Annotated in this window: 9 protein-coding genes; 6 read left to right on the top strand and 3 right to left on the bottom strand. The window is 38.4% G+C overall.

The features are described 5' to 3' along the window. Positions 1 to 35: 35 nt before the first annotated feature. Both AQPE_RS05790 and AQPE_RS05785 read right to left on the bottom strand, forming a co-directional pair. Entirely contained in the window at positions 36 to 734 is a 699-nt protein-coding gene (locus AQPE_RS05790) for a cell division ATP-binding protein FtsE (protein WP_318350104.1), read from the bottom strand. A gap of 57 nt (positions 735 to 791) precedes the next feature. Beyond that, on the bottom strand, positions 792 to 1289 hold the full coding sequence (locus AQPE_RS05785; RefSeq protein WP_318350103.1) for a hypothetical protein: 498 nt from the start codon (positions 1287 to 1289) through the stop codon (positions 792 to 794). A gap of 257 nt (positions 1290 to 1546) precedes the next feature. On the opposite strand from AQPE_RS05785, the gene AQPE_RS05780 reads away from it, so the two are divergent. The 4 genes from AQPE_RS05780 (at position 1547) to AQPE_RS05765 (ending at position 9552) form a co-directional block, all read left to right on the top strand. Then, a complete protein-coding gene (locus AQPE_RS05780; protein ID WP_318350102.1) occupies positions 1547 to 4621 on the top strand; it encodes a tetratricopeptide repeat protein in 3075 nt (1024 codons plus the stop codon). A gap of 160 nt (positions 4622 to 4781) precedes the next feature. After that, on the top strand, positions 4782 to 6557 hold the full coding sequence (locus AQPE_RS05775) for a hypothetical protein (protein ID WP_318350101.1): 1776 nt from the start codon (positions 4782 to 4784) through the stop codon (positions 6555 to 6557). A gap of 348 nt (positions 6558 to 6905) precedes the next feature. Beyond that, positions 6906 to 8891: a DNA topoisomerase (ATP-hydrolyzing) subunit B gene (gyrB, locus tag AQPE_RS05770; protein WP_318350100.1), complete on the top strand. Its 1986-nt coding sequence runs from the start codon at positions 6906 to 6908 to the stop codon at positions 8889 to 8891. A gap of 79 nt (positions 8892 to 8970) precedes the next feature. Further along, the gene (locus AQPE_RS05765; RefSeq protein ID WP_318350099.1) at positions 8971 to 9552 is read left to right on the top strand and encodes an LOG family protein; all 582 of its coding nucleotides are present in this window, start codon (positions 8971 to 8973) and stop codon (positions 9550 to 9552) included. Here the strand turns inward: AQPE_RS05765 and AQPE_RS05760 are convergent. After that, positions 9549 to 11576, bottom strand: a complete 2028-nt coding sequence (locus AQPE_RS05760) for a cache domain-containing protein (RefSeq protein WP_318350098.1) — start codon at positions 11574 to 11576, stop codon at positions 9549 to 9551. The two genes, AQPE_RS05765 and AQPE_RS05760, sit on opposite strands and share 4 nt — an antisense overlap. A 267-nt stretch (positions 11577 to 11843) precedes the next feature. Between AQPE_RS05760 and AQPE_RS05755 the strand changes: the two genes are divergently transcribed. Both AQPE_RS05755 and AQPE_RS05750 read left to right on the top strand, forming a co-directional pair. Then, complete coding sequence (locus AQPE_RS05755; protein WP_318350097.1) at positions 11844 to 13298, top strand: Do family serine endopeptidase; 1455 nt, start codon at positions 11844 to 11846, stop codon at positions 13296 to 13298. A 107-nt stretch (positions 13299 to 13405) separates the two neighbouring features. Continuing rightward, complete coding sequence (locus AQPE_RS05750) at positions 13406 to 14266, top strand: sigma-70 family RNA polymerase sigma factor (protein ID WP_318350096.1); 861 nt, start codon at positions 13406 to 13408, stop codon at positions 14264 to 14266. Positions 14267 to 14310 lie beyond the last annotated feature (44 nt).

Below are 14310 nucleotides of genomic sequence, written 5' to 3'. Positions count from 1 at the left end.
AGGCACTCTAAACTCTAGCTCACTTTAGGCACTTTTCACCCTTGATTTTCTTTGCGGGTAAGTACCGTTTCATATATTTTATGGTCGTCGACAGTGATGATCCGAGCCGGAAATTTCCGGATTAGCGGGTAGTCGTGCGTGGCAATTACAACAGTTTTGCCTTGATCGTTCAGGTCTTTAAAGATTTGCATTAACTCAATTGATGTATGTGGGTCGAGATTTCCGGTAGGCTCGTCAGCCAAAATAATTTCAGGATTATTCAGGATCGCTCTCGCAATGGTCACGCGTTGTTGCTCTCCGCCTGAAAGTTGGTGCGGCATCGATTTTAATTTTTGCGTCATACCCACCATCGAGAGAACTTCGTTTACACGTTCGGCTATTTCCCATTCGTTTTTCCAATCGGTTGCTTTCAGTACAAAGGTCAGGTTATCGTAAACATTGCGATCGGTAAGCAATCGGAAATCCTGAAATACGACACCTAATTTGCGCCGCAAAAAAGGGATATCGCGGGTTTTAATTTCCGCTAAATTGAACCCAGCTACTTTACCTTCACCTTTTTCGAGGGGTAATTCTGCATTCAAAGTTTTAATCAGGCTCGATTTTCCGGTTCCTACTTTCCCAATGAGGTAAACAAATTCGCCTGTTTTAATTTCCAGATTAATATCTGTAAGTACCACATGATCACGCTGAATAATGTCGGCGTTAATGAGCTCAATGATGTTTTCTTCTGACATTGGAAATTCAAATTGGTATGTATGCAAAACTAATTTTTTATCTGTTAATGCCGAGCACTAATTTTTATTTTGGTGTTTAGTCAGAGGTATTTTTATGCCTGCTGTAATGGTTGGGCCAACTTCTACTGACCAGCCTATCCTGAGTAATGTTAGTTTATAAGGCATAATACCAATGCCAAATTCTTTTCTGAATTTAGTAAAAACAGTGGTATTTAATATTCCATTATCTGCTAACAGGCCAAATCCAGTCCACAAATAAGCATATTGGTGAACAGATACATTGATACCAAAAGTATTGGCCAAATATTCAGAATTAAGTCCTTTTTCCAGAGAGGTGTAAAGCCCCAATCGCTTAAGTATTATATTATTGGCCGAAAAGTTAACCTTAATTGCATCATATGTTGATTTTGGCACATATCCAGCGGTAATGTCTAAGTTAGGATGTAAATCAGACGATTTTACGAAAAAAGAGTTTGTAGAATTATTTTTTGTTAGACCGAATGATGATAGAGATGCTATTAACAGAATAGTAAATAAGAATGTTGATTTTTTCATGTTTTGTTTTTTGTATTTTGGGTTGCTAAATATAGCTGAGTTTTAATTAGAAAAACATTAGCCATTAAATTTCATCCTATCAGATACTAATTCCTTCGATAAAAGAGTTTTTATTTATGAATAGAGAGGAAGATTCTGAAAAGTGAAAATAGGAATACTTAATTTTACCGAAGCAACTTTTTATCGTAATCTTTGTCATTATAAAAGATGGTACAATTTGTGTATCCCCCGAACCTGAATAAATAATCAGATAACCCATGAAGACAACCCGATTCGTATTCATTCTGTTTCTGCTGGCATACTCACCAATTTTGATAACAGCCCAGCAAACGGTCTATTATCAGTCAGTCAGTCAGAAAATACAAGAGGCAAAAGAATTGTATTTAGCCCGAAATTACGTTTCTGCTATTAATCAGTTTGATCAGATAGCATCATCGTCCGGAGAAAATTCTGATGTCCGGGCCGAAGCTATGTTTTACAAAGCTTTATGTGGACTGAAACTCGACAACGGAAATGCTGAAGAACAAATTGCTGAATTTTTAAAAGAGTTTCCTGAAAGTTCGTTCCGAAATAGGGCATTGTTCGAACAGGCTATTTACCAATTCGACAAAAAGAAATATCCGGCAGTTTTGAAAACCCTTGAAAGTATTGATAAATCGGAAATTTCGAAAGATGAACTGGCCCATTTCTATTACATGAAAGGGTATGCCAATTTCGAAAAAGAAAAATTCGATGCCGCGTTGACTGCTTTTTCTGAAATTAAAGACGGAAACTCGCTTTACGCAGCTCCATCACAATATTACTTTGGACATATTCATTACCTGAAGGGGAATTACGAAACAGCTCTTCAAGAATTTCTGAAGCTGAAAAAGAATCCGGTTTTCGAGAAAGTGATACCGTTTTACATCAGCCAGATTTATTATAAACAGGCTAAATACCGTGAGGTGGTTGATTATACCGCTCCGTTGATTAACAAAGTGCCTGCTGATCAACAACTAGAACTCGCACGTCTTTTGGGTGATTCGTATTTCCATTTGCGCGAATTTAAAAATGCCATTCAGTTTTTGGAATTTTACCTTTCGGATAAAAATAACAAAGGACGCGAAGAAAATTACATGCTTGGCTATTGCTATTACCTGAATAGTCAGGAAGCAAAGGCAATTCCGTATCTTGAGATTGCCTGCAAAGGAAAAGATGAACTGGCTCAAAATGCCTATTACCATTTGGCTGATTGTTATGTGACAACCAACGATAAAAACAAAGCACGACAGGCTTTTGAAGCCGCTTCAGAACTCGATTTTGATCCAAAGATCAAAGAAGATGCGCTGTTTAATTATGCCAAAATTACCTACGAATTGTCGTATTCACCGTTTAACGAGACCATCAAGGCATTCGATAAGTACATTACTTCGTACCCGAATGCTGAGCGAAACGATGTGGCCTACGATTACCTGGTTAAAGTTTACATGAGTACCAGCAATTACCGTGATGCGATGGCTTCCATCGAAAACATCAAGGTGAAAAATCAGTCGGTAAAAAAGGCCTATCAACGGGTTGCATATTACAGGGCGCTGGAATGCTTCAATAACCTGGATTACAATGGGGCATTGGAAAACTTCAATAAATCGATCGATGCTGGCGATTTCAATAAAAATTACCATTCACTTGCCCTTTTCTGGAAAGCTGAGGCCTTGTTTCGGTTAAACGATTTCAATAAGGCGATCACGGGTTATAATGCATTTATGAAATCGCCGGGTGCGATTGTACTTCCTGAATATAAAACGGCACATTATAATTTGGCCTATGCCTATTTTCAGGTGAAGGATTATTCCGCCGCCAGTGATTATTTCAGGAAATACCTGAATCTGGAAGATGATTTGCGAAGCGAAAAAGTGGCCGATGCCAATAATCGTTTGGGCGATTGCAATTTCCTAAATCGTGATTATAGTCAGGCTATTTCGAATTACGACAAAGCATTGAGGTTGAATGTGTACGATGCGGATTATTCGCTTTATCAGAAAGCTTTCTGTCTGGGTTTGCAGCGAGATAATCAGGGTAAAATCAATGCTTTGAATTCGTTGATACAAATCTATCCGAATTCTTCCTATCAGGATGATGCTCTATTTGAACTTGGACGCACCTACGAGCGCATCAATCAGCCGCAAATGGCCACGACTTATTACAAACAATTAATCACAAAATATCCGCAGAGCAATTTGCAGAACAAAGCTTTGGTTCAACTCGGATTGGTTTCGTACAATGCTAACGATTTCAAGGGCGCAGTAAATTATTACAAACAGGTGGTCGACCAATCGCCAAATAGTCCCGAAACACAGTCGGCTTTAGCCGGAATGAAAAATAGCTACGTTGAGATGAACGATGTTGACTCGTACTTTGCTTATACCAATAAACTAGGCAATGGCGTTCAGGTTTCAGTAAATGAGCAGGATTCGTTATCGTACCAGGCAGCCGAAAAGTTATATATGGCTGGGGATAAAAAAGCCAGGGCGCAATTCGAACGGTACCTCAATCAATTTCCCAATGGAGGTTTTGTATTGAATTCGCATTTCTACCTGGCTCAATTGCTTTATGCCGATGGTGAATTTGATAAAGCATTGGCAGAATATGAGATGGTAATTGCTCAACCCGATAACTATTTCACTGAAGGAGCTCTTTCGAAAGCTGCCGGGCTACATTATAATGACCAGAATTACGTGCAAGCGCTTGCGTATTTCGAACGGCTGGCCAAAATCTCAAATTCAGGAAATAATTTACCCGATGCGCTGACCGGAATTATGCGCTGTCAGTTCAATCTAGCTAAATATCCGGACTGCATCACGACTGCCAATCAGATTTTAGCTCTCGAAAAAGTTTCGGATATTTTGAAGCGTGAAACCAATTACAAGCTGGGATTATCATACTATAACTCCGGAAATGCCGACAAAGCCTTTCCGATTTTAAGTAAACTATCGACTGATACCAATTCTGCTGAAGGCGCTGAATCGAAGTTTTTAGTTGCTGAAATATTGTTTGAAAAGCAGAAGTTGAAAGAGTCAGAAAAAGAGATTATGGATTTCATCGATAAAAATTCGCCTCATCAATTCTGGCTGGCCAAAAGCTTTCTGTTGCTTTCGGATATTTACCTGAAAAATGGCGATGAATTTCAGGCAAAACACACGCTAAAAAGTATCGAAGAAAACTATCCGGAGAAAGAAGATGGAATTCTCGAAGCAACACGCCAAAAATTACAGGTGATTGAAGCAGATGAAGCCAGTCAAACCAAGAACCAGAGCAAGCCGCTCGAAATCAATATTTCCGGAGGAAAGAAATAAAATAAAACAGATAGAAAGCCTCTCCCCAGCCCTCTCCAAAGGAGAGGGAGTTTAGGCTTGAAGATTTGAAAATTATTCTTTGAAAAAACACCTTTAAAACTTGCACTGCGCCAAGCCCTCCCTTTGGGGGAGGGTTTGGGTGGGGCTGAAAAATTAAAACATGAAAAAGCAACAATATTTAGCCGTAAGCCTGTTGGCATTGGGTTTGTTAATGGGAGCCGGTAATGCAATGGCGCAAAAAGATTCGTTGAAGCTGAAACAGGAAGTTGAAGTTGTGAAAGCTTATCAACCCAGCATTTTGGATGCGCAAAAAATCAACGATATTCCACAAATCAAACCGGAACAAACAGAAGCTCCTACTTTCGATTATTCAATTTTCAGTAAACCTGTTTTCTCAACTTTCGATCCTACTCCGGTGGCGGCAGCAAAAATGGTTGGCGATCCAAAGGAACCAATGGGTTTGGGATTGCTAAAATTGGGTTTTGGAAATTACCTGACTCCATATGGTGAGTTATTTTTTAATGCTCAACCTACAAAAAAATCGAATTTTGGAATGCATTTCAGTCATCTTTCTTCTTCCGGAAAAGTTAAACTTCTGAACGAAGATTTGGTTAAAGCTCCCGAATCGGAAAATACGGCTGAAATATTTGGTAAAAAGTTTTTCCGGAAATCAACTTTATCCGGAAGCCTGGCTTTCGACCGTAAAGCATTTACGTATTACGGATATGCAGGAGATCGGTTGTCGGACGCGTTGAAAGAGGAAATGATACCGCATTATCAGGATAAACAGTATTTCTCGAAGGGTAGCGCAACCGTCCATTTGAAAAGCGAAACCCTTTCAACCGCCGAGTTGAACTACGATTTTGGGGCTAAATATCACTATTTCATAAGCAAAACCGGACAGACCGAACATGAGGTGGTTTTGTCGGGCGATGTCAGTAAAAACATTGACAATGCGTTAGGCCTTCTTTCAGCCTCACTAACTGTTTATAAAGCCGACAGTATCATGAATCGATTTTACAGCGAATTTGGTAAAAAGCAGCAAACCATACTTCGGGCAAATCCGTCAGTCATGTGGTCGACCGAAAACGCTAGTCTGCAACTTGGTTTGAATACGGCAATGATACTAGATATTGATACAGATGCAGATTTTAAGATTTGGCCAAAAGTAAAGGCCGAATGGTCGCCAGTTCCGCAAGTTCTGACCTTGTTTGCGGGTGTTGATGGGCATTTGCAACACAATACCTATTCTTCCATTGCAGCCGAAAATCCGTATGCAGATCCTTACCATGACGTGGCCAATACCAATTATAAATACATCGTTTCAGGAGGATTTAAAGGTAAATTAACCTCAAAAACCAATTATGTGGCCGAAGCTTCCTGGTCGGCAATCGAGAAGCAGCATTTTTACATCACTCAAGGATCTCAAATTTATAATCAATCCTCAACATACAGGAGACTCAATAATACATTCGACTGGGTTTATGATGATGTCAACATATTGAGACTCTCCGCTGAAGTCATGCATTCAGTTTCCGATAACTTTTCGGTTCATTTGTTGGGAAACTACTATTCTTATGATCTAAAGACGCAACAAAAAGCATGGCAAATGCCCAATTTTGATATTACAATTTCGGGCATTTATAAGCCTATGGAACAATTGAAATTCACTACAGATATATTTGTGATAGGGAGTCGGTCAGCTCTTATTCGTGATTTTTCAAATTTATCGCTCTTTTCATCGGCAATTATTTCTGACAATGAAATTCAATTGGACCCAATTATTGACCTAAACGTTGGTGCCGAATACCAATTTTCTCCAAAGCTGAACTTCTTTGCAAAGCTCAATAATTTTGGTTTTCAGAAATACGAGCAATGGCTTGGCTACACCAATAAAGGATTAAATTGGATGGCCGGAATTAGCTATTCGTTCTAGCGATAGTTCTTGTTTTTATGTCATTTCAAAATCCCTTTTGCAAACGATTAATATTATTGTAATTTGTTGATTTTCAGAAATTAAAATGTTTATTAAATGTTAAAAAGTTTAACGTTTTGTAACCCTCTTTTGCCTTCGGATTTAAGTACATTTTTACTATATTTGCAGCTTAGTTGTTGAAGGTAATTTATTGTGAAGAATTTATTGAAAATCAAATATCTGGTTTTATTACCCAATCCGGCAACTTTCGAAAAAAACAGAGAAAGATTTGTTCTCTGTAACTGGGTTTAGTTCATCATTTTAGGGCTAAATGGGTATTAAATGTGGGATAATTAAATATTTTGATCGATGAGAGAAATTGAAGAAACCCAGGATTGGGGAATCCAGAATGATAATGGTGGTTATGATGCCGATAGTATTCAGGTACTCGAAGGTTTAGAGGCAGTTCGGAAACGTCCGGCCATGTACATTGGCGATGTGAACGAAAAAGGCTTGCACCACCTGGTATATGAAGTCGTTGACAACTCAATTGATGAGGCTTTAGCTGGATATTGTAAAAATATTGATGTTTTCATTAATGAAGACAATTCGATAACGGTAGTTGATGATGGTCGTGGTATCCCAACCGAACTTCATACCAAAGAAAATCGTTCGGCGCTCGAAGTGGTAATGACTGTTTTGCACGCCGGTGGAAAATTTGACAAAGGAAGTTACAAGGTTTCCGGAGGTTTGCATGGAGTAGGGGTTTCGTGCGTAAATGCACTTTCTATTCACTTAACAGTTCAGGTTCACCGCGATGGCAAAATCTGGCAACAGGAATACAGCAAGGGAAAACCTTTGTACAGTGTGAAAGAAGTTGGCGAAACGGATCGTACCGGAACTACAGTTACGTTTAAACCCGATGATTCTATCTTTCTGGTTACAGAATATAAATTTGAAATCATCGCTGCCCGTATGCGCGAGTTGGCATTCCTGAATGCGGGATTGCAACTAAACATCACAGATAAACGTGTGAAGATTGATGGTGATGAAAAAAGTCAGTATAAACACGATGAGTTTTACTCAAAAGAAGGATTAAAAGAGTTTGTTGAGTATCTGGACAATACCCGCGAGCGCCTCATTGAAGAAACCATCCACATTACAGCTGAGAAAGCTGGTGTTCCAGTCGAAATAGCTCTTCATTACAATACTTCGTTTACCGAAAATATTCATTCGTACGTAAACAATATCAATACTATTGAAGGTGGAACGCACCTAACGGGATTCCGTCGCGGATTAACGCGTACGTTGAAAGCTTATGCCGAAAACAGCGGGATGCTTGCCAAAATGAAATTCGAGATCAATGGTGACGACTTTCGTGAAGGATTAACTGCTGTGGTTTCTGTAAAAGTTGCTGAACCTCAGTTTGAAGGACAGACCAAAACAAAATTGGGAAACTCCGAAATTAGTTTGCCAGTCGATCAGGCTGTGAGTGAAATGCTGGCCAATTATCTGGAAGAAAATCCACGGTCAGCACGTGCAATCGTAAATAAAGTTATCCTTGCCGCACAGGCTCGTCATGCAGCCCGAAAAGCAAGGGAATTGGTTCAGCGCAAGAATGTTCTTTCAGGAGCTGGGTTGCCAGGTAAACTTGCCGACTGCTCCGAAAAAGATGCTTCACTTTGCGAATTGTTTTTGGTCGAAGGAGACTCAGCAGGGGGTACAGCCAAGCAGGGACGTAACCGACATTTTCAGGCCATTTTGCCTCTCCGCGGAAAGATTCTGAATGTGGAGAAAGCAATGGCACATCGGGTGTATGATAGCGAAGAAATCAGGAATATATATACTGCGCTGGGAATTACCATCGGAACTGATGACGATACATTGGCGATTAATCTTGAAAAGCTGAGATATCATAAGGTTGTAATTATGACCGATGCCGACGTGGATGGTAGCCATATCGCCACTTTGATTATGACTTTCTTTTTCCGTTTCATGCAAGAACTGATACAACGTGGTCACGTTTATATTGCAACTCCTCCACTTTATTTAGTAAAGAAAGGAAAGCGCGAAGAATACTGCTGGACCGAACAACAACGCCTTCGTTTAATTGAAGAATGGGGTGAAGGAAAAGAAGCCGGAATACATGTACAGCGCTATAAAGGTCTTGGAGAAATGAACGCCGAACAGTTGTGGACAACTACAATGAATCCTGAATTTCGGACTTTGCGTCAGGTAACCATTGAGAATGCTGCTGAGGCGGATCATATTTTCAGTATGCTGATGGGCGATGAGGTTCCGCCACGGCGCCAGTTTATTGAAGATCATGCCGTGTACGCAAACATCGACGTTTAAAAAAACATAGAAAAGAGTCATTGGTCATTGGGAAAACTTTCAAATGACTAATGACTCTTTTCAATTTCTTTCCTTAACTATGAATATTTGTGTCTTTTCTTCGTCCAGTAATGCCATTGCTGATGTGTATGTGAATGATGCCATTGATTTGGCTCGTCTTATTGGCCAATCGGGCTATTGTTTGATCAATGGTGGATCGAATGTAGGAACAATGGATGTTATCACCCGTGAAGCCGGAAAACATGGAGCAAAGACGATTGGTATTATTCCGGAAAAGCTTCGGGATTTTAATCTGGCTTCTGTTCATGCACACGAAATAATTGTATCAGGAGACATGATGGAGCGAAAGGAGCGGATGCGCCAACTTGCTGATTCTTTTATTGCATTGGCTGGTGGATTTGGCACCTTGGAAGAGATTCTTGAAGTAATAACACTAAAACAATTGGGTTATCACCATAAAGCCATTGTCTTTATCAATACCAACGGTTTCTACGATGATCTGTTTCGTCAGTTTGAAAAATCGTATGAAGAAAAATTCGCTAAGGAAAGTTACCGCAAGCTTTATTTTATAGCCAAAAATGCCGCTGAAGCAATGGATTATATTCAGAATTACAAACCTGAGGAAACCGTTAACAAATGGTTTGAAGTTCCGAAACGTTAGTCGATGGGTAGTTGAAAATAGAAGATAGATCCTTCCCCGGCTTTTGAATCTACATGCAGATTTCCTCCAAGTAGTTCGATCAGATTCTTTGATATCGCCAATCCAAGGCCGGTTCCTCCAAAGTTTACTCCCTGGTCATGTTCGGCCTGCATAAACCGTTCGAAGATGGTGGATTGTTGATCAGCTGGAATTCCTATCCCAGTGTCAGAAACACTATAATATATAGCTTCTCCTTCCTTTTTTACGTTTAGAGTAATCGAACCTTCAGGGGTGAATTTAATTGCATTTCCAATCAAGTTGTCTAGTATTTGACGAAGTCTGATCTCATCAGTTATGATGATTTGATTCGGTTCAATATTGTTAATTGTCAAGAATCTAATCTTTCTATCATTTCTGGTAGCAATCGTTTCTATGTAATGATTACTTACTTCATTTAAAAATTTGTTCAGATTTAGAGGCTTCTTCCGGATTGATAATAAATTGGCTTCGATCTTCGAAATATCAATAATGTCGTTTATCAAATTCAATAATATTTCGCCGTTTTTTCTGATTAGTTTAACGAATAGAACCTTGTCCAGTTCATCCTGACTTTCATCTTCCAATAATTCAGAGAAGCCAAGAATGGCATTCATAGGCGTTCTTATTTCGTGCGACATATTAGCTAAGAATGCTGATTTTAACCGATCAGATTCGGTAGCTTTTTTCTGTTCTTCAATAAGCCGATTTTCAATTTCTTTTCGCGACAATACCATTTCGTTTGCTGCCAATCCTGCACGCTTAAACTCGTCGAAATAAAGGTCAGCGGTTTTTATTTGATTAAAGTTTGTTTGCAACGAAAAGAAAAAATTAAAGAATCGTTCAAAATCAGACTTGTATTTTGAATTGAAGTGATAGATAATTAGTACTTCAAAAAATAAGAGTATAAAAAATATGATTAATATTATAATGATGCTATTTCGCTGATCCTTATGAAGTAATTCTTGTTGCTGTATTATACTTTTGTCAATTTCATCAAGATAGAAGCCGGCGCCAATTAACCAATTATAATCATTAAAAGAACGAACGAAAGAGCATTTTTCGGAAAAACTTGTTTCGTTTATCTTATTCCATTTATAATAGAAATATCCACCTTCCAGATTCTTTTTTGCTACATCAAGTTGCTGAATAAATGTCTGATGACGAGGATCACCAGGATTTGTAAGCATATTCAAATTGCCTTTATAAACGGATCCATCCATAACAATGGGAGTGCCATTCATGTTATTCATGAAAATATATCCACCATGTCTGAAACGGACAGAACTAATCTTTTGTGCGATTTCTTCTATGAATTTAGGGAAATAGTCGTTGAGATACTGCTTCGAACCAAAGTACCAGTTGAAATGCTTGAATTTTTTGACAAATGTTATTTTCTTTAGGTGGGCAGTAACTTCATCGTTTTTAGGTTTGATGTCATATTCCACAAATCCCTCATCCTTTAAGTTCAAAAGATTTATCTCATTACGGATAACAGTTGACCCGTTAGAGTCTCTAAACAGGCGCATATCTTTGTCGGTAAATTCAGGTTTTCTTGGATAATAGACACCAGTTCCGTCCATGGTGGAAATAAATACCTCCTCATATTCCATATCAAACCGAAGAGATGAAATTGTAGCAACGATAAGGGCTTTTATCTCTTCTTCTGATTTTTTTCCAACGTATTTTTGATAAATCGATTCTGCAGTATTATAAGCTTGGTTAACATTTCGCTTAACCTTATTATTGATATTCTTTTTGAAAAACTCGTTTTGAATCCTGATGTATTCAAATTCGTTATTTACAATTTCTTTGATGTAAATTTTCTGATTTTCAATATATTCGGTATTCTTTTGTTTGCTTATTTTATTAAAGTAAAGGGTTTGCTGAAAAATCATAACTCCTCCGATAATCACTGTTGTAGCAACGGTAATTATGATTAGCGTACGGCTGAGGTATGTTGAAATGTTAGAGGAGATTGCTAATTTTTTAAAAAACAGACCAAGCATCCTTCATATAGTTTTTGGTGGTTGTAAATATATACAGAATTGATCTTCTGGCAAGCAATTGTGTTTAAATAGATTTGTTGATTTAAGTGGATTGGCTATTAATATCCTATCTATTTTTCGATTCTCCATAAATATATAGCGCGTTGTTAAAATCTGTTAAACAATTTAAATGAATTGAAATTGGTAAAACACATGTACTCGCAATGCGTTATCTTTAGTATCCAAAATAAAAAAGTCAGAAATTTCTAACAACAAAACGTAAAAGAGATGAAAAATTTGAAAACCGGATTATTTACATTGTTGGTGGCACTAGTTGGCGGATTTGTTGCTTTATGGGCCTATACACGTTATTTCGATGATCCAAAAGTATTGACGGTACAACAGGAACAGTCAATGCGATATGCTAGTTTGCCAACCACCAATGGGAGCGAATTGCCTGATTTAACTTTCGCTGCTGAAAATTCAGTTCATGCCGTTGTTCATATAAAAGTTACTCAAAAGGGTGGTTCGTATTCCTCAAATAATATTTTCGATTATTTTTTCGGTGATGGTAGTTCTCGTTCTCAACAAATGCCGATAAGGCAGGGTGCTGGCTCTGGTGTAATCATTTCACCAGATGGATACATTGTAACAAATAATCATGTGATCGACGATGCGGATGAAATCTCAGTAGTTTTAAACGATAAGCGTGAATTTAAAGCTAAGTTGATTGGTGCTGATCCATCAACCGACGTTGCATTGATTAAAATTGAGGCTTCCAACTTGGTAACACTTAAATTTAGCAACTCTGATAATCTTAAGTTAGGTGAGTGGGTTTTAGCTGTAGGAAATCCGTTTAATCTGACTTCAACAGTAACCGCTGGGATTGTAAGTGCCAAAAGCAGGGATATTGGAATAAATCCAGATCAGATGCGAATTGAGTCGTTTATTCAGACTGATGCCGCAGTGAATCCAGGGAATAGTGGTGGAGCATTGGTAAATACGCATGGTGAGCTTGTTGGAATTAATACTGCTATTGCCTCGCAAACAGGATCTTATAGTGGTTATTCTTTTGCAATTCCATCTAATATTGTTCAGAAAGTGGTGGCCGACTTAAAGCAATATGGCGACGTTCAACGAGCATTATTAAATGTAAATATTGGCGATGTCAATGCCGACGTAGCCAAAAAATATAATTTAGACAAAATTGAAGGAGTTTTTATTGGTAGGGTAATACCGGGTGGAGCTGCCGAGATTGCTGGAATAAAAGATAACGATGTCATTATCAGTGTCGATAATGTGAATGTAAATTCTACAGCAGAACTTCAGGAACAAATAAGTAAGCATCGTCCTGGAGATAAAGTAGTAGTTGAAATAAAAAGGGACAATAAAAAGAAACAATTTAACGTAACGCTCCGTAACAAGCACGGAGATACAGATATTGTGAAAGGTGATAGCAATCCGGATAATATTTTTGGTGCGAAATTTGATGCAGTTTCTGACCGCGACAAAGAGGAACTGGGAATTCGTTATGGGGTTAAAATCTCTGAACTTGGGAGTGGTAAATTTAAAGATGCCGGAATTAAAAAGGGTTTTATCATAACACAAGTGAACAAAACAGCTGTTTCTGAAGTTGAGGATTTAAAACGTATTATTAAAAATTCAAGGGGTGGAATATTAGTTGAAGGAATATATCCAAATGGAGAAGTCGCTTACTATGTTTTTGGGAATGACTTTAAATAAAACAAAGCTATTGGTTATGAAATTGTAAACAATAACCGAACAAAAAAAACCATTTGAATTATTGACCTCAAAAGCCTATATTTGCACGCTATTTTTTTGAAGGGTATATGAGACAATTAAAGATTACAAAATCGATCACTAACCGTGAGAGTGCTTCCTTAGATAAGTATTTACAAGAAATTGGTAAAGAAGAACTTATTACCGTTGAGGAAGAAGTGGAGTTGGCGCAACGGATTAAAAAGGGTGATCAGGCGGCACTTGAGAAATTAACACGAGCCAATCTGCGTTTCGTTGTTTCTGTGGCCAAACAGTACCAGAATCAAGGGTTAAGTTTACCCGACCTTATTAATGAGGGTAATCTGGGATTGATTAAAGCTGCTGAAAAGTTTGATGAAACCAGAGGTTTCAAGTTTATCTCCTATGCTGTATGGTGGATTCGTCAATCCATTCTGCAAGCTTTAGCTGAGCAGTCGAGAATTGTCAGGTTGCCATTGAATCAGGTTGGCTCGTTGAATAAGATCAATAAAGCTTTCTCGAAATTTGAACAGGAAAATGAGCGCAAGCCGTCTCCTGAAGAGCTTGCTGATGCCTTGGAATTGCCTGCGGATAAAGTTGCCGATACCCTTCGTGTTTCAGGCCGTCACATTTCTGTAGATGCTCCTTTTGTTGAAGGTGAGGATAACAGCCTTCTGGATGTTCTGATCAACAATGATTCTCCAAATGCCGACAAAGCATTAATGATGGAATCATTGGCCAAAGAGATTGAACGGGCTTTAGCTACACTTACCGAACGCGAAAGTGACATCATCCGGATGTTTTTTGGAATTGGATGTCAGGAAATGACTCTCGAAGAAATTGGAGAACGTTTTGGATTAACACGCGAACGTGTTCGACAGATTAAAGAAAAGGCGATTCGACGGTTACGTCACACTTCAAGAAGTAAATTGCTTAAAACGTATCTTGGATAATAAAATATGAAAACCGCTCAAAAGGCGGTTTTTTTTATTTCTAT

Origin of the sequence: Aquipluma nitroreducens (genome assembly GCF_009689585.1) — a bacterium.
In the GTDB taxonomy this organism is placed as follows: domain Bacteria; phylum Bacteroidota; class Bacteroidia; order Bacteroidales; family Prolixibacteraceae; genus Aquipluma; species Aquipluma nitroreducens.
Note: the sequence above shows the minus strand (reverse complement) of the source record. Positions and strands in the feature narration are given on the sequence as shown.